At 55.5% G+C, this 17,350-nt stretch carries 13 protein-coding genes, 4 tRNA genes and 1 pseudogene; 13 read left to right on the forward strand and 5 right to left on the reverse strand.

All coding sequences use genetic code 11. The annotated features are described in order from the left end of the window. Positions 1-2: 2 nt before the first annotated feature. Positions 3-257: a 30S ribosomal protein S20 gene (gene rpsT / locus K334_RS0110560; protein ID WP_021588619.1), complete on the reverse strand. Its 255-nt coding sequence runs from the start codon at positions 255-257 to the stop codon at positions 3-5. A gap of 221 nt (positions 258-478) precedes the next feature. Here rpsT and recO point away from each other — a divergent pair, with 221 nt between their 5' ends. Further along, positions 479-1,204 (forward strand): DNA repair protein RecO, encoded by a 726-nt coding sequence (gene recO, locus K334_RS0110565; protein WP_025881343.1) that lies wholly within the window; start codon positions 479-481, stop codon positions 1,202-1,204. Between the two features lie 183 nt (positions 1,205-1,387). Here recO and fucP read toward each other — a convergent pair whose 3' ends face one another. Continuing rightward, complete coding sequence (fucP, locus tag K334_RS0110570) at positions 1,388-2,701, reverse strand: L-fucose:H+ symporter permease (RefSeq protein ID WP_027444934.1); 1,314 nt, start codon at positions 2,699-2,701, stop codon at positions 1,388-1,390. Positions 2,702-2,987: 286 nt separating this feature from the next. Here fucP and K334_RS0110575 point away from each other — a divergent pair, with 286 nt between their 5' ends. The 3 genes and pseudogenes from K334_RS0110575 to K334_RS0110585 all read left to right on the forward strand — a co-directional run bounded on the left by K334_RS0110575 (position 2,988) and on the right by K334_RS0110585 (position 6,097). After that, complete coding sequence (locus tag K334_RS0110575; protein WP_154655598.1) at positions 2,988-3,737, forward strand: hypothetical protein; 750 nt, start codon at positions 2,988-2,990, stop codon at positions 3,735-3,737. A gap of 183 nt (positions 3,738-3,920) precedes the next feature. Next, positions 3,921-4,760: pseudogene (locus K334_RS13915) on the forward strand (DUF3737 family protein); the annotation flags it as partial. A 158-nt stretch (positions 4,761-4,918) separates the two neighbouring features. Continuing rightward, entirely contained in the window at positions 4,919-6,097 is a 1,179-nt protein-coding gene (locus tag K334_RS0110585; protein ID WP_025881346.1) for a MalY/PatB family protein, read from the forward strand. Positions 6,098-6,216: 119 nt separating this feature from the next. On the opposite strand, the gene K334_RS0110590 is transcribed toward K334_RS0110585, so the two are convergent. Further along, positions 6,217-8,511, reverse strand: coding sequence for a family 20 glycosylhydrolase (locus K334_RS0110590; RefSeq protein ID WP_027444935.1), 2,295 nt, complete (start codon positions 8,509-8,511; stop codon positions 6,217-6,219). Between the two features lie 156 nt (positions 8,512-8,667). Further along, positions 8,668-9,660 carry a malate dehydrogenase gene (locus K334_RS0110595; RefSeq protein ID WP_027444936.1) on the reverse strand — a complete coding sequence of 331 codons (993 nt, stop codon included), beginning with the start codon at positions 9,658-9,660 and terminating at the stop codon, positions 8,668-8,670. A gap of 188 nt (positions 9,661-9,848) precedes the next feature. On the opposite strand from K334_RS0110595, the gene K334_RS0110600 reads away from it, so the two are divergent. Further along, positions 9,849-11,648, forward strand: a complete 1,800-nt coding sequence (locus K334_RS0110600; RefSeq protein ID WP_025881348.1) for an aminopeptidase P family protein — start codon at positions 9,849-9,851, stop codon at positions 11,646-11,648. A gap of 810 nt (positions 11,649-12,458) precedes the next feature. Here the strand turns inward: K334_RS0110600 and K334_RS14875 are convergent. Beyond that, positions 12,459-12,752 (reverse strand): hypothetical protein, encoded by a 294-nt coding sequence (locus K334_RS14875; protein ID WP_154655599.1) that lies wholly within the window; start codon positions 12,750-12,752, stop codon positions 12,459-12,461. A 264-nt stretch (positions 12,753-13,016) separates the two neighbouring features. Between K334_RS14875 and K334_RS0110615 the strand changes: the two genes are divergently transcribed. The 8 genes from K334_RS0110615 to K334_RS0110650 all read left to right on the forward strand — a co-directional run bounded on the left by K334_RS0110615 (position 13,017) and on the right by K334_RS0110650 (position 17,349). Beyond that, positions 13,017-15,092: an outer membrane beta-barrel protein gene (locus K334_RS0110615; protein WP_025881351.1), complete on the forward strand. Its 2,076-nt coding sequence runs from the start codon at positions 13,017-13,019 to the stop codon at positions 15,090-15,092. Positions 15,093-15,349: 257 nt separating this feature from the next. Then, positions 15,350-15,541 carry a 30S ribosomal protein S21 gene (rpsU, locus tag K334_RS0110620; protein WP_021588595.1) on the forward strand — a complete coding sequence of 64 codons (192 nt, stop codon included), beginning with the start codon at positions 15,350-15,352 and terminating at the stop codon, positions 15,539-15,541. A gap of 83 nt (positions 15,542-15,624) precedes the next feature. Next, positions 15,625-16,506, forward strand: coding sequence for a tyrosine recombinase XerC (locus K334_RS0110625; RefSeq protein ID WP_025881355.1), 882 nt, complete (start codon positions 15,625-15,627; stop codon positions 16,504-16,506). A gap of 25 nt (positions 16,507-16,531) precedes the next feature. Further along, positions 16,532-16,831 (forward strand): ribosome hibernation-promoting factor, HPF/YfiA family, encoded by a 300-nt coding sequence (gene hpf, locus K334_RS0110630; protein ID WP_025881357.1) that lies wholly within the window; start codon positions 16,532-16,534, stop codon positions 16,829-16,831. A 99-nt stretch (positions 16,832-16,930) separates the two neighbouring features. Beyond that, positions 16,931-17,004 (forward strand) — tRNA-Thr (locus tag K334_RS0110635). Positions 17,005-17,047: 43 nt separating this feature from the next. After that, positions 17,048-17,129: transfer RNA gene (locus tag K334_RS0110640), tRNA-Tyr, on the forward strand. Between the two features lie 69 nt (positions 17,130-17,198). Next, positions 17,199-17,271: transfer RNA gene (locus tag K334_RS0110645), tRNA-Gly, on the forward strand. A gap of 6 nt (positions 17,272-17,277) precedes the next feature. Next, positions 17,278-17,349, forward strand: a tRNA-Thr gene (locus K334_RS0110650). Position 17,350: the final 1 nt, after the last annotated feature.

The raw sequence follows: 17,350 nt of genomic DNA on the forward strand, positions 1-17,350 counted from the left end.
GGTTAGCCGAGCTTGTTGATATGGAAGGCCAAACTCGACTTCAAGTTGGCAGCCTTGTTCTTGTGGATGATGTTTGTCTTAGCCAATTTGTCCAACATCTTCTGAACGGCAGGATACAGCTTGATAGCTTCATCCTTGTTTTCGAGAGCGCGCAACTTGCGAACGGCGTTGCGCATGGTCTTTGCATAATACCTGTTATGCAGAGTTCTCGTCTTTGTCTGACGTATTCTCTTTAATGCAGATTTGTGATTTGCCATCTTTGTTTGAATCTTTTTCTTTATAATTTGTAGTCCCTAGCAGAATCGAACTGCTCTTTAGAGAATGAAAATCTCTCGTCCTAACCGATAGACGAAGGGACCGTGTGACTTATTTTAAGCGGGTGCAAAGTTATGTCTTTTTTTTATTACGGCCAAACTTTCTGTCGATTATTTTTGTAAAGGGTTGATTTTTCGTGCTATTTTGCCTATCTTTGCCGTGTATGATGACGAAGACAAGGGCTATTGTGATAGGAAACGTGAAGTATGGCGACCGCAAAATGATCGTCGACTTGTTCACGGAGGTGAAGGGAAGGCTCTCTTTCATCACGACGATATCCAGCTCGCCCAGCAGCCGGCACAAGCGTCTTTACTTTCAACCGCTCACCTTATTAAATATAGAATTTGACGACCGACCCAACCAGAATTTGTTGCGCATGCGCGATTTTCAGGTGGAACGGCCTTACGCGACGATGCAGTTGGAGATGGAGAAGGTGGCCGTCTGCATGTTTCTGGCCGAGTTTCTGAATCACGCCACGCGCGGCGAACAGGACAACCGGCCGTTGTTCGACTACATTCTGCGCAGTCTGCTGTGGCTGGATGCCTGCCCCGACCGCTATGCCAACTTCCATTTGGTGTTCATGTTGCGCTTTTCGATGTTCGTGGGGTTCTTTCCCAATCTGGAAGATTACGCCGACGGCGACTTCTTCGACCTGCGCGAAGGTTCGTTCGAGGCTGCCGCTCCCTTGCACGGCGACTATCTCGGCCCTGAAGAGGCCGCCCGCTTGCAGCAGGTCATGCGCATGTCGTATGAGAACATGCACCTGTTTCGCATGTCGCACACGTACCGCAACTGGTTCACGGAGATGATTCTGAAATACTATCAGCTGCACATCCCGGGCTTCCCGCAGCTGAAGAGCCTGGAGGTGCTCAAGTCGTTGTTCGCGTGAAATGTGAAGTTTGGAATGTGAAATGTGAAGTTTGGAATGTGAAATGACGTTCCGGTGAAATATGAAAGCAGCCTTTTCAACTTGTAAAAAGGCTGCTTTCATCTGCTCAAAGGGCTGCTTTTGGAAAGTGAAAGGGCTGCTTTTGCATGACGAAAGGACTGCGATGACAAAGTGGAGGAGGGCTTATGCGCGTGCAAGTCGCCATGTCCTGCATCCATAGCGGCACACCACGGCGAAGCACAGCAGCGGCAGCAGGAACGAAACGTTGACTGCCGGCAGGCCGAAGAGCCGCCCTTGGTCGATGATGGCGGCCTGGAGGGGCGGCAATACCGAGCCTCCGAGAATGCTCATGATGAGCCCCGCGGCCCCGAATTTGGCGTCGTCGCCCAGTCCGGTGAGGGCTATTCCGTAGATGGTGGGGAACATCAGCGACATGCAGGCCGACACCGCTATGAGGCAGTAGAGCCCCCTGACGTCCTGAAAGACGATGACACCCACGGTGAGCAGCCCACCCGCGCAGGCCAACAGGGCCAGCAGCTTGCCGGGGTTGACGAACCGCAGCAGGAAGGTGCACACGAAACGGCTGCCGCAGAAGAGCACCATGGCCGCGATGTTGTATTGCTGCGAGAGCACCTCGGCGGCCTTTTCGTCCATGCCTTGGCCCATGAAGACGCGGGTGCCGTACTGGATGATGAAGGTCCAACACATGATTTGGGCGCCCACATAGAAGAACTGCGCCACTACGCCGTCCCTGTATTGTCGGATGGAAAGCACGTTGCGGATGGACTGTCTGACGCCGACCACCTTGCCCGTGTCGCCCAAACGCGGCATGCGCGTGAAGCTGAAGAGCAGCAAGACGACCAGGATTGTCGCGCCGATGAAGAGATAGGGCGCAATGAGGACGGCCAGGTCGTCGGCCTTCATGGCCTCGAACGCGGTGTCGGAGAGCGTCGCGCGCGTGGCGGAGTCCATCGGATTGAGGCGTGCCTGGATGAAGTGCATGGCCACATACATGCCCAGGAGCGAGCCGATGGGGTTGAACGACTGCGCCAGATTGAGCCGGCGGGTGGCCGTTTCCTCGGGGCCCATCTGCAGGATGTAAGGGTTTGCGCTCGTTTCGAGGAACGACAGGCCGCACGTAAGGATGAAGTAAGCCAGCAGGAAAGGGTAGTAGCCGCCGCTTGTCTTGGCCGGATAGAACAGCAACGCGCCGCCGGCATAGAGCGCCAGGCCCAGCATGATGCCCGCCTTGTAGGAGTATCGGCGGATGAAGACGGCTGCCGGCAGCGCCATGGCGAAGTAGCCGCCGTAGAAAGCCAGCTGGACGAGGGCGCCGTCGGTGACGCTCATGCGGAAAATCTTGGAGAAAGCTTTCACCATAGGGTTGGTGATGTCGTTGGCAAAGCCCCACAGGGCGAAACAAGTAGTGACGAGGATGAAGGGAATCAGGTAGCTGACTCCGCCTTTCGTGAACAAAGAATGCTTGTTTTCTTTCATTGTGATTCTGTCATGACGATTCCATCAGGTCTTCAACAGCGAATGCGCATGCCCGTAAAATGCGTGGAATCCATCTGATTATGCCTTGCAAAAGTATGAAAAATGATTCGCCGATGCTCTTGTTTTACATATATTAACGCCGCACCTGCCCCCTCCCGCCATCTTTTATGGCCTGATGATGGGGGAAAAGGCCGCCGCCTGCGTCATCAGCGATAGAAAGTGAAGCGTCGGCGGGAGGCCTTTTGTCCTGCCGGCGCATGAAAACAATCTGATAAAAACGTAGACGATGAAGCACGATTCGCGTTTTCCGACCTTCATGTTGTCGGTATTTCTCATGACTATAGGGCTGTTGCCGTGCGGCGCGCAGCGCGTAAACCTGGATTCACTTGCCCGTGTCAATGACCGACATGACCCGCTGCCGAAGTTCTCGGCCACGTTGCAGGCGGGCTTCAATGTCAGTTCCAATGCCAGTGTGGCCTGGGAATTGGGGGCGGCTTGGTATCCGATGACCTACGCGGGCTTGAGTCTGTCGCTGGAGTTGGACGACAACAAGGGCAACGACGGCCTGCTGTCGAGCGTGGAGAATGGTCGTGAGGAGTATAATCCCGACCGCATCGTGCGCTTCAATCTCCATCCCTCGCTGGCTTTCCGCACGCCAAGATGGTGGATGGGACGCCGCCGCAACGTGGGTGTGATGCTGCAATGCAATCCCGGACTGGTGCTTTCGTTTCCCCGCAACGACAGCAAGTGGGTCGACACGTGGCCTTTTGGCGAGGACGTGAAGGGGATGGACGGTCGGAAAATATACACGCGTCGCCACTTGAAGAACCGCGACGGCGAGTGGCTCGCTTGGCGGGTGCGCACGGCTTTGAGCTTCTGTACCGACGACGGAGCCATCTCCATCGGCTACAGCGTGTCCAACTACGACATCAATTCCTGCCGCAACAACTTGTATTATAAAGGTAAACGCGTGGGAGGCGTCGACCATTTGAGCATGACCCACTCGCTTTTCATCTCCCTTTCGCTCTTCTTCTGACCCGCTGCAGGGGCTTGGACGTCATCGGGCGCGGCGCATTATAAAAAATGTCAGCATTCTACTGGATTGCATTGGTCGGCGTGCAATCCGGCTGTCGCTTGCCGTTGTTTGGCATGTTTTTTGTACTTTTGCAAGCGATGATGAAAGGATGATTTTCCAACCAACACTTTATTCAATTCAAAAATGGAGATAATCAAGAATCAAGAGTTCGGCGGCGAGCGTCCACTCTTTGGGATAACCGACACCCGTCTGGAAGGTATTACAATCGTAGACGGCGAGTCCGGCGTGAAATGTTGCAAGCACTTGGAGTGTGACAACTCGAAGTTTTATGGCAAATATCCCTGGTGGCATGTGGACGGTTCGGTCATTACGAACTGCTATTTTGCGCCCGAGAGCCGGTCGGCGATATGGTATAGCGACAATATGGTGATGAAAGACTGCGTGATCGACGGGCCGAAGTTCTTCCGAGAGATGAAGAACCTGGAGCTGGAAAACGTGAAGATCACCGACGCCGACGAAACGTTCTGGAAGGTGGACGGCCTCAAGTTGAAGAACGTGGAGCTGCACGAGGGCACCTATCCTTTCATGTTTTCAAGAAACATCTATGTAGATGGGCTGGTGAGCGACGCCAAATACGTGTTCCAGTATTGTGAAAACGTGGAGGTGCATCATGCCAAGATCACGACGAAAGACAGCTTCTGGGAGTGCGAGAACGTGACGGTGTACGACTCGGAACTCGACGGCGAGTATCTGGCGTGGCACTCCAAGAACGTGAAACTCGTGCGTTGCCACATCAGCGGCGAGCAACCTTTGTGCTATCTCGACGGTATCACGCTGGAAGATTGCACCTTCGACGCGGCCTGCGACCGTGCCTTCGAGGACAGCCGCAACATCGACGCGACCATCAAGGGCGTCATCACCGAGATCAAGAACCCCATCAGTGGGCGCATTGTGGCCGATGCGGTCGGGCGCGTGACCTACGACGCCTATGCCAAAGGCCACGATTGCGAGATCGTAAGTCGCGACAACAGCCTACTCCGACCCTCCCAACAACCCACCCCGACCCTCCCAAAGGGAGGGAGAACTAACGGATAGAAAATACCAATAGTTCATTTCACACTACTCACTTCACATTTCTCATTTCTCACTTCACATTTCACACTTCTCACTTCACATTTCCAATGGCAAAATACGATTTTGACAAACTGACAGAGCGTCGGGGCACGAACTCCTACAAGTGGGACAGCCCCGTTGACGCCGATGTGCTGCCGATGTGGGTGGCCGACATGGACTTCGAGGTGGCTCCCGCCATCACGAAAGCATTGCAGGAACGCGTGGCTCAGGGCATTTTCGGCTATACGATGGTGCCCGACAGCTATTATGAGGCCATCGTCGGCTGGTTCAAACGCCGTCACGGCTGGACGCTGGAGCGCGACTGGATCCTTTATACCACAGGAGTGGTGCCTGCGGTCAGCTGCGCGCTCAAGGCATTGACGCTGCCGGGCGAGAAGGTGCTCGTGCAGACGCCGGCCTACAACTGCTTCTTCTCTTCCATCGCCAACAGCGGTTGCCAGCTGGCGGAGAACGAGTTGGTCTATGAAGGCGGCACCTATCATGTCGATTTCGATGATTTCGAGCGCAAGTGTGCCGACGAGAAGACGACCGTCTTCCTGCTTTGCAATCCCCACAACCCGGCCGGCAGGGTGTGGAAGCGTGAGGAGTTGGAGCGGATGAACGACATCTGCCTGAAGCACGGGGTGAAGGTGGTGTCGGACGAGATACACTGTGAACTGGTCATGCCGGGCTTCCGCTTCGTTCCCTTTGCGTCGGTGTCCGCCGCGTGCCGCGACAACTGCGTCGTCCTGAACTCGCCGTCGAAGGCCTTCAACATAGCGGGTTTGCAGATTGCGAACATCATCTGCGCCGACGCCGCCGTGCGCCGCCGCATCGACCGCGCCGTCAACATCAACGAGGTGTGCGACGTCAATCCGTTCGGCGTGCTGGCCTTGCAGGCCGCCTACACTGCGGGGGAGGAGTGGTTGGACGAACTCAACGCCTACATCCATGGCAACTATGAACTCGTGAAGGACTTCGTGGCGGCGGAAATGCCGAAGCTGAAGGTCGTCAGGATGGAGGGAACGTATCTCGTTTGGCTCGATGTGATGGGTCTGGAGTCCACTTCCGACGAACTGACGGACAAGCTCTTGAAGGAAGCCAAGGTGATGGTCAACAGCGGAACGATGTACGGGCGGCGTGCCGGCGAGGGCTTCATTCGCCTCAATATCGCCTGCCCGCGGGCACGATTGCTCGAAGGTTTGAAGCGCATGGGCCGTTGCCTGGCCGAATACAATGGTGGATGAAGCGCGTGGATGTCCGGCTTGACGGAAGCCGGTCGTAAGGAAATGAAACATAAAAGCCAAGAGGCTGACAACACGTCATGACGCGTTGTCAGCCTCTTGGCTTGATAGGGATAGGATGTTCAGGGCTTGGCGGCCCCCCAATAGCTCACCCGCACCTCGTCGCCTTGTGCGTTGTAGACACGCAGTCGCAGCTGTCCGCCGTTGTGGTCGAAGTACTTCACCTCGATGGGATGCAGCCCGGCTTTCATCGCGTGCTGGCCGATGATTTCACGGGGAGAGTGCTCTCCGTCGTTGTCCACCACCATTTGGTGGTCGATTTTCAGCGTACTGCCGTCGTCGGAGAGCAGCGCGAACGTGTAGATACCGTCTTCCGGCACCTGGATATAGCCTGTGATGATGAGGCCGATGTTGCCTTTCACACTGTCGGGAATCACCACGTCATTCACGATATAGCAGCCGTTGACGGGCGCGGCCTCGATTCCGGCACAGTCGGCACCGGTGTATTCGTGCCATTCGGCGTTGAGACCTTCGGTCAGGTCAGCCACTTCGACAGCCTCGGCGGGCGTCTCCTTGCGGTAGGAAGCCTTGACGAAGGCGTCCTTCCGGCCATCGGCGGCAAACGTGCGGAAGATGAAATCGGTGCTGCGGTCAATCTCGAACGGCCCCGTATAGCGTTGGGAACGCTCGTTGGGCAGCGTGCCGTCGGTGGTGTAGCGTATCACCGCATGCGGATCCTGGCAGCCGACGCTGACCGTTCCTCGGTCTCCCGTGAAGACATTGGTGGTGTGGAAGCCGGTCAGGTCGGGCAGACGATAGGTGACGCCCAGCTTTCGGAGGCGCGTGTAGTGGGTGATGAGGCGGCGGTTGAAGTCCTCGAACGTCATCTTCTCGGGCTTGCTCCAGCCCAATTCGGCCACGGCCAGCATGCGCGGGAACGCCATGTACATCATGCGGTTGCGCGACGGCACCCACTCCGTCCACAGATTGCCCTGCACACCCAGCACGAGTGCCTTCTCGGCGTCGGTCAGCTTGTCGGGCTGCGGGTTGAAAGCGTAGAGACTTTTCAGCGATTTGCCACCCTCGTCGTAGTCCAAGTAGAACGGAACGTTGGGCGTGCAGATGAACTTGTTGCCGTGGCTGGTGGTCTGCTTCATGGCGTCGGGCGCCCAGGTGCGCCACCACATGACGGTGGAAGTGGCCCCGAGGCCGCCTTCTATGATTTCGTCCCAGCCGATCATGGTGCGTCCGTGGCGGTTGAAGAACCGTTCCATCTCGTGGTTGAACCACGATTGCAGCTGCGATTCGGTCTTCAGGCCGTGTTCCTTCATGCGTTTCTGGCAGTCGGGGCACCGCTTCCAGTTCTTCATGTCCACCTCGTCGCCGCCGATGTGTACGTATTCGTAGGGGAAGAGGTCGAAAATCTCGCTCCACACGTCTTGGCAGAAGCGAATCATCTTGTCCTTTCCGGGGCACAAGGGCGTCGTGAAGACGGTGCCCCAGCCCGTCTGTGGGAAGCACGAAAGGCCGTCGTAGTTGGCGATGGCGGCCAGGCTGTGGCCCGGCATGTCGATTTCGGGAATGACGTCAATGCCCCTTGTCCTGGCGTAGGTCACGATGTCGCGCACCTGCTGCTGCGTGTAGAAGCCGCCATACTCCTGCTGTCCCCTCTCGTTCGTGCGTATCCTGTCGGCGGGAAGGTTGAAGTCGGGGTTGTCTTCGACCACGGCACGGCGCATGCAGACCGAGTCCTGGTCGTTGAACGTGCGCCAGCCGCCGCGTTGCGTGAGCAAAGGATACTTCTTGATCTCGACTCTCCAACCCTGGTCGTCGGTCAAGTGCCAGTGGAACTTGTTGATTTTATAGAGCGCGAGCACGTCGAGCAGCTCCTTCACCTCGTCCACCGAGAAGAAGTGGCGCGAGCAGTCGAGTTCCATGCCGCGCCATTCGAAGCGGGGTTGGTCGGCAATGCTGACATGGGGCAAGGCCCATTGGCGGCGGCCGACAGCCTGGCGGGCCTCGATGTCGTCGGGGAAGAGCTGGCGCAAGATGGCTATTCCGTTGATGACGCCACGATAGTCGTTGCCCGTGATGGCCACGCCCTGCGCGTCGACACGCAGCCGGTAGCCTCCGGCGACGCCCTGTCCGGCCATCGAAAGGCGGATGTGGCCTTTGCCTTTGTCGTTGACTTTGACCTGACAACCTGTCGGTCGGGCCAGCAGCGCGGCGAGATAGTCGGCCGCGGGGCGCAGTTGCGCGCTGCCGCAGCCGATGGTGATTTGCTTGGAGGGCAGGGTGTAGGTGCCCGAAGCCCAGTCCACGCTGCTCGGAACGGGGATGAGGGCGGGCTGCTGGGCCACGGCCGCCATGCCGAAAGCCAGCAGGCAGAGCGTGATAAATGTGCGGATTCTTTTCATTTGAAGTATATTTGATGGATTGTCACCGCAAAAGTACGGCTTATTTTGTTTATTCCCAACGGTTTTCCGCTTATTCCCAACCGACAAGAGCAAAAAGAAGAGGCTGAACCCGTGCAGGTCCAGCCTCTCGTCTGTCATTGTGTTTGATTTGTCCGATTAGAGATTGGGATTCATTTCCTTCCACTGGTCGACAGCGGGAACGATTCCGAGTGCCACAATCTCGTCGCGCATCTTGCAGAGGTGCTCGTAAGACTTCTGCAAACCGGCCAGTTCCTCCTCGGTGCCGGTAGGCTCCGTGAAGTGGACCCCCGTCTTGTCGATGGTTGTCGGCATGGCCATCATGACGTTCTTGAAGCCGAGTTTGTCGTTGCAGACGTAGCAACCGGCGGGCAAGGTGAACGTTGCGCCACCCATGGCGGCCTCGATCATCTTCACGGCGTTGTATGCCGGGCTTTGGAAAGAGCTGCGACCACGGAGCTTGATGATGTTGGAACCACCCTGAACGGTGTGGTGTTTGATCTCCTCCCAGCGTTCGTCGCTGAGTCCCATCTCGGCCAATGGCTTGCCGTCAACCTTCACCTGAGAGGCGAAGACAGCCATTTGCTCGCCGTGTCCGCCGTAAGTGTGGGCGCCGGTGACCTTGTCTTGCTGCACGCCGAACTCCTTGGCCAAAGCCTGTTGCAGGCGGGTGGAGTCGAGCGCGGCCAACGAAGTCAGCTGGTTGGGCTTCAAACCGGAGTGGATCAAGGTGGTGAGTGCGGTGACATCAGCCGGGTTGAAGATCACGACAACGTGCTCCACCTCTGGGCAATACTTCTTGATGTTGTCTCCGAACTCGGCGGCGATCTTGCAGTTGCCCTTCAGCAGGTCTTCGCGGGTCATGCCTTCCTTGCGGGGAGCGCCACCGGAAGAGATGATATACTTGGCTCCCGTGAAAGCCTTCTCGGGGTCGGTGGTCCAACTGAGCTTGGCGCCTGGGAACGCGCACTGTGCCATTTCGTCGTAAACGCCATGCACACCCGGCTCAAAGATATCGTAGAGACAAATGTTGGGAGTGAGACCGAGCATCAATGCGCTCTGTACCATGTTGGAACCGATCATGCCGCCTGCGCCGACGATGACCAGTTTGTCATTAGTTAAATAATTCATAACTGTGAACTTGTTGTTTAATTTATAAATATGTAAGGATTTACAAACGCGTTGAAACGAAATCCTGAGGTTTCGATTCACCCGCAAAGATAGTAAAAAAAGCCTATCGTCTTCATTTATTCAGCCATTAATTTGTTGTTAATTATTAAAAAAGAATATCTTTGTAACGTCTATATTACAAAATGAAGATGCAAGAACGAATACGCAAACGATTGGCAGCCCTGCGTGCATTGATGAGCCGTGAAAAGATGGCGGCGTTTATTTTTCCAAGTACCGACGCACACAACAGCGAATACGTGGCCGACCATTGGAAGAGCCGCGAGTGGATTTCGGGCTTCAACGGGTCGGCCGGCACGGTGGTAGTGACGATGAACGAGGCTGCTCTATGGACCGACTCGCGCTACTTTCTGGCAGCCGAAGAGCAGTTGGAAGGCACTGGAATCGAGTTGATGCGCCTCAGAGTGCCGGGCACACCCACCGTCGCCGAATGGCTGGGACGCGTCTTGGCCGACTCCGAAAGCAAGGAAGTGGGGCTGGACGGATGGGTGAACAGCGCCGCTGAGGTGGACGCCCTCACGCAAGCACTGCGCAAACAGGGCGGATTGACCCTGCGCATGAACCTCGACCCGATGCGGACGCTGTGGACCGACAGGCCCGCCATCCCGCAAGACCCCGTCGAGGTGCAGCCGATGGAGCTGGCCGGCGAAACCGCCGCGGCCAAGTTGGCGCGCGTCAGGGAAGCGTTGCGCGAGCGGCATTGCGAAGGCATGCTCGTGTCGGCCCTCGACGACATCGCCTGGACGCTCAACCTGCGTGGAACCGACGTGCACTGCAACCCCGTCTTCGTGGCCTATCTCGTGATAGAGCCCGAGAAGGCGACGCTCTTCGTGCACCCCGGCAAACTGACGGACGAGGTGCGGGACTATCTCCGGGCGCAAGGCGTGGCCGCAAGGGACTACGATGACGTGGCCGACTACCTGCGCCACGACTACTTCGCCTACAATATTCTGATGGACGAAGACGAAACCAACAGCTATCTGATGGGCTGCATGAAGGACAACCGTGCGCAGGTGGTGCGGCAGCCGTCGCCCGTTCCGCCGATGAAAGCCGTGAAGAATGCCGCCGAAATCGAGGGTTTCCGCCGAGCCATGACCCGTGACGGCGTGGCGATGGTGAAGTTCTTGAAATGGCTGAAGCCCGCCGTCGAGGCCGGAGGCGTGACCGAGATGACCGTCGCCGACAAGCTCCTGGCCCTGCGCAGGGAGCAGCCGCTCTTCCGCGACATCTCCTTTGACACGATAGCGGGCTACGAAGCCCATGGCGCTATTGTGCACTACGAAGCTACGCCACAGACGGATGTGGCGCTGGAGCCCCACGGACTCGTGCTCATCGACAGCGGAGCGCAATACCGGGACGGCACGACCGACATCACCCGCACCGTGGCGTTGGGCCCCGTGACCGAGGAACAGAAGCGCGTCTACACGCTCGTGTTGAAAGGTCACATACAACTGGAGCTGGCCAAGTTCCCCGACGGTGTCAGCGGCACGCAACTCGATGCGCTGGTTCGTGAAGCGATGTGGCGCGAGGGGATGAACTATCTCCACGGAACAGGTCACGGCGTGGGCAGCTATCTCAACGTGCACGAGGGGCCGCACCAGATTCGGATGGAGTACAAACCTGCGCCGTTGCGGGCCGGAATGACCGTGACCGACGAGCCGGGGCTTTACTTGGCCGACCGCTTTGGCGTGCGCATCGAGAACACTTTGCTCATCACGCCCTATCGGGAGACCGAGTTCGGCCGCTTCCTGGGGATGGAGTCGCTCACCCTTTGCCCCATCGACACGGCACCCATTGCCCGCGAGTTGCTGACCGAAGAGGAGCGGGCGTGGCTCAACGACTACCATCTGCTCGTCTACGAACACCTCTCGCCGCTGCTCGATGCCGACGAACGAGCTTGGCTGCGCGAAGCCACGCGGCCGTTGGCATAGGCCGTTGGCCAGCCGAACGTCGACAGGCGATGATCGATGACGACGAACAGGCTTGATTGCGCGAAGCCACGCGGCCGTTGGCATAGGCCGTTGGCCAGCCGAACGTCGACAGGTGCTGCTCGATGACGACGAACAGGCTTGATTGCGCGAAGTCACGCGGCCGTTGTCATAGGCCGTTGGGCCAGCCGAACGTCGACAGGCGATGGTGGTTCGACGTGCTGGAGGCTGTCGTTTGCTTGACTTCTTCCTTGAAATGACGCCCTTATTTTCGCCCAACCCCATTGCTTTGTCGGTTTGGGGCGAAGGTAAGGGCGTGTTGTTGTCGGTTGACAATCAGTGTGTTAATGCCTGTTGCGCGACAGAAGGCCATCCCGTGTTTTCAATTAGCCTGCTTTTAGCTTCCAAAAGCAGCCCTTTTGGCTTGTAAAAGCAGCCCTTTTGCAAGGTAAAAGCATAGCTTTGAGAAACTCGTTGCTATGCTTTTGTTGGATGAAAACACGACGGATATTCTGTTACAGTTCGTGTGGTCTTGTGATAACCCCAAATCGCCGTTAGGATTTAAAATGCAAATTCTTATTTCAAATTGGTCGTTGAACAATGACCATGGTGCATTGAGCCTGCAACCGCTTGGCGGTTGATCTTATTTATATGTCCGGCTTCATGGGCCTTGACGCACAATGTAAGACGGTTGTGGGCACAGCGCCAACAACCGCCTGGCGGTTGGTCCTTTTAGAGGGCGGGGTTGCGAGCGCAGCGAGCTACCCTGCCTGGTCTGTAGCAGAGACTTCTAGGCCGAAGGCCTTGGTCTTTTTAAGTTTGTGGTGGCTGTTGTCGGGTATAAAAGGTGAGCCGTCGGATTTGCCAATTGGATTTTGAAGCATGTGGAGGCACGAGCTGCAAGGGCGATATGCTGGTCATGGTCGCCGCCGACTGCCCCTTGATGACGGGAGCACAGGCTTGCGTGCCGGCACCCGAGCCTTTCCTGCGGGTGCTGAAGCCGGCGGCTTCACCTCTCCGTAACCCCCGGTCATGCCGCAGGATGACCGGGGGAGGTGTGCCCGCCATCCATCCGTCGACCCTGGAGGGGTCGCCCACGTTCATCACGGCTGTTTTTGGGCGACCCTTCCAGGGTCGATTTCCGCTTGGTCTTTTATCCCCTGGTCACTCCGCTTCGCAGAGATGACCAGGGGCTATCGAACGATGAAGCCTCCAGCTTCACTTCCAACGCAGCTTGCGACAGGCTTTTTTGATACCCACCGGTCGATTTATGACAAATCAACATGAATCAATTTGTGATAAATCAATATGAAATGTTGTTGAAAAGAGGCTTTTTGTTTAACTTTACCCCTATAAAGTTGTATAAGTGTTATGAAGATATTGTTGATTCTCTTGTCATTACTGACTCCGAAAGGGGGCTTTGCCCAGCAAGCGGATTCGCTGCGAATGGACAGTATCGTACATCGGTTGCCGGATGTGGTCGTCAAAGGCGAGCGACCCATCGCACGGGTGAAGGGCAGTACCATCACCTATGACTTGCCGAGGCTCATCGAGAAGAAAGCGCTTGATAACATCTATGAGGCCGTGAAGGAGCTGCCGGGCGTCACGGAGACGGACGGAAAGCTGCGGTTGGCGGGTCGGCCGGCGCATGTCGTGCTGGATGGAAAGGTGACGACGATGACCGTTGACGAACTGAATGCGCTGCTCAAGAGTCTGCCCCCAAGCAGGATCGAGAGGGTGGAGGTGATGTATGTGGCGCCCGCCCGCATGCAGTTGCGCGGCGCGGTCATCAACATCATCCTGAAACATCGCACTGCCGACGGCATGCCGTGGCAGGGAGAGGCCAATCTCGCATGGAACCAGGACCACGACGCGACGTTCGGCGAGCGGGCCGTCGTGCAGTATCAGCGGGACAAGTTGGGCGTGGACTTCCTGTATCAGCACAGCCATGGCGATGCCTACAGCACGACGGGCGAGGATTCTCGTCATGCGTTGGATGATGGAACGGTGCATGATGTCGAGACGACAGGGCGGCGGCGTTCGCATGGTTATGGGCATACGCTCCGGTTGGGGATGGATTACGACATTGCCAAAGACCATCAGTTGAGCCTGGTCTACAATGGCGCGTATGACAAACATGCCGCCCGACAGCTGATCGTGGGCGATGTGGCCGGCGCGGCCGACTTGCGTTCACATTCCTGGCTGCACAATGTGCGCATGGATTATCATGTGCCGTTCGGGTTGAAAGCCAGTGTCGAGATGACCTATTACCAGCTGCCGCAGCGCCAGGAACTGTCGTCGGTGATTCCTACGGGGGCGTTGCGCTACACGGTGGACAACCTGCAGCGGGTGAACCGGTGGCGGTTCTCGCTGTCGCAAGCCCACGAACTGGCGGAGGGATGGGGCATAAACTACGGCATGTTCTATCTGACGAGTGTCAACCACAGCAGTCAGGATTACTTGTCGGTCAGCACGACGACCGGCCATCGGCCCTCTTCCACGGCCACCCGACAACGCGAGGAAAACGTGAACGTGTATGCCGGACTTAGCAAGAGCTTCGGCCGGAAGTTTACGCTGGAGGCTTCGCTGGCTGCCGAATACATGCACAGTCCCGCATGGCACCGGTGGAATCTTTTCCCAACGTTCAGCCTCACCTGGCTGCCGGGGCCGGGACACGTGTTCATGTTGTCGCTCAGCAGCGACCGTAGCTATCCCGACTATTGGGAAATGACCAACTTCATCACCTACAGCAATGGCGGTTACAACGAGGTGACGGGCAATCCCGACCTGAAGCCGTCGAACGAATATCAGTTGCAGTTGGTCTATCTGCTCAAGAACAAATACCAGTTTGTGGCTTGGATGAGCCGCGATGACGACTATTTCGTGCAGACGCCGTATCAACGCCACGACCGCTTGGCTGTGAGCTACAAGACCCTCAACTTCAATTACCAAGACCAGGCCGGCGTACAAGCCACCTTGCCGTTCGCGCTTGGACAACGGTTGTCTTCGAGCCTGACGCTCACGGGCGTGTGGCAGCACGAGCGGGCCGACGCCTTCTACGACATTCCGTTCAATCGCCGCATGGCTTACGGCATGGCGCAACTCAAAAATGTCGTCACCCTCTCGACTCGACCAGACCTCGTGCTGGCTGTCGACGGCAACATCCGGTCGAAAGCCATCCAGGCCACATACGACCTCCCGGGTTCCGGCAGCGTGGATCTTTCCCTTCGCTGGCTGTTCTTGAAGAAGCAGGCCACGCTGCGTCTTTTCTGCGACGACCTCTTCCGAACGGGCGTCATCAACCCCCGCATCGACTTCAAAGGGCAGAGCCTGCGCATGAAATTCTCGTGTTATCAATACCTGGGCGTGTCGTTTACCTATAGATTCGGCAGCTATCAAGAGAAAAAGCGCAAGGAAGTGGACACCTCCCGCTTCATGAAGAACTGACATTTTTGCTTAGGGCACAGCCACTATGCCAGACCTCGCAAATTGCAGTAAATGTGTTTGATGTGAGTTTGGATGAATGTTTTCGTGAGAAATGGAACTAAGTGTAGGCTGAGTGGTGCAATAAAGCAAGGAATAATTTGGAAGTTAACGAAAATAGATGTAACTTTGCGCCCGCTTATAGTGGTATTGTGCCCGATAGGGGCTTGACCGCGTGGGCTTTAGGTAAATAAATAACAATTTTAAATTCAAAACAAAAGATGATTATTGTACCCGTAAAAGATGGTGAAAACATCGAGAGAGCTCTCAAGAAATTCAAGAGAAAATTCGAAAAGACAGGTGTTGTAAAGGAGCTTCGCGCTCGTCAGCAGTACAACAAGCCGTCTGTCTTGAAGAGACTCAAGATGGAACACGCTGTTTACGTACAGCAGTTGCGCACGAACGAGGAATAATTGCGTAAATTCCCGTTAAAAGTTTGGTAGTTTAAAATTATTTCCGTATATTCGTTGCCAAAAGAAAGTCTTAGCAACGCATGATGACGATAGCAGATTTTTTGAACTACTTGCAGTATGAGCGCAACCGCTCTGTGCTGACAGTAAAGGGCTATGGGGAAGACTTGAGTGCTTTCGAAGCCTATTTCAGAAAATTGGACGGTCATCTCTCTTGGGAGTCGGTAGACTCTGATGTAATCCGTGACTGGATGGAGAGCATGATGGATAAGGGGAATAGTGCGACTTCGGTGAATAGACGCCTGAGTGCATTACGCTCCTTTTATCGCTTTGCCCTTTTGCGAGGATGGGTTTCGAAGGATCCCGCAAGGTTGATTCGTGGCCCGAAAAAGGAGAAGCCCCTGCCGCAGTTCGTGAAGGAAGGCGACATGGACAAGCTTCTTGATTCTTCGAAATGGGGCAATAATTATAAAGATGTACGCGCGCGTACTATTATAATGCTCTTCTACGAGACCGGCATTCGTCTTTCAGAGCTTACAGGGTTGGATTGCTCTTCTTTGGATTTCGCCTGCAAGCAGTTGAAAGTGACGGGCAAGAGAAACAAACAGCGTATAGTTCCTTTCGGTGAAGAGCTCGACCGGCAGTTGAAAACCTATCTGTGCTGTCGTGAGGAGAAGGTTGCCGACGATGAGCAGGCTCTTTTTCTGACGGAGAAAGGGGGGCGCATGACCGCGGCACAGGTCAGGAGTGAAGTTCGGAAAGGCTTGTGGAGAGCGTGTACGTTGAAGAAGCGGTCTCCCCACGTGTTAAGACACTCTTTTGCCACGGCGATGTTGAATCATCGTGCCGGCCTGGAAAGTGTGAAGAAGCTGCTCGGGCATGAAAGTCTCTCTACGACGGAGATTTATACGCACACAACTTTCGAGCAGTTGAAGCAAGTTTATACCGAAGCCCATCCGAGGGCGTAACCTTATTTTAAAATTGGAGGTCACTATGGAAGTAATGATTAAGTCGATTCATTTCGACACTACCGAGAAGTTACAGGCGTTCATTGGGAAGAAAATCGCCAAGTTAGAGAAAACTTACGAAGATATACAGAAAGTAGAGGTGCAATTGAAAGTCGTGAAGCCGGCGACAGCCATGAACAAGAACGTGAGTGTTACGGTGAATGTGGCTGGCAAGGCGCTCTTTGCCGAGAAGACGTGCGACACATTTGAAGAGGGTGTAGACCAGGTGGTAGACTCCTTGAAAGTGCAGTTGACCAAATTCAAGGAAAAAGTGCGTAGCCGGTAAAAAAAAAGACAAAAGTTTTGGAATATAAAAAATAAGTCGTATCTTTGCAGCCGTTTTACAACACGTCTGTTTAAGGCCGCTGGGCGGCTGCAAAGGCATGCCTCTTTAGCTCAGTTGGCCAGAGCACGTGATTTGTAATCTCGGGGTCGTTGGTTCGAATCCGACAAGAGGCTCGACGGAGATTTTGTAAAGAGTCTCTGGTTGAAAACAAGGCAAGGGTAGTTTCCAGAGTGGCCAAATGGGGCAGACTGTAAATCTGCTGCTTCTAGCTTCGGTGGTTCGAATCCATCACTACCCACTCCTGTAGAACTAAAGGTTTTCTGCTTGCTATATATAATAATGTATAGAGAAGATGGAAAACGTAAATGCGGAAATAGCTCAGTTGATAGAGCACTAGCCTTCCAAGCTGGGGGTCGCGGGTTTGAGCCCCGTTTTCCGCTCTCTTTGCTGTAATAGCTCAGTGGTAGAGCACTTCCTTGGTAAGGAAGAGGTCCTGAGTTCAACTCTCAGTTACAGCTC

The sequence above is a fragment of the Segatella baroniae DSM 16972 = JCM 13447 genome (genome assembly GCF_000426585.1).
Taxonomy (GTDB): domain Bacteria; phylum Bacteroidota; class Bacteroidia; order Bacteroidales; family Bacteroidaceae; genus Prevotella; species Prevotella baroniae.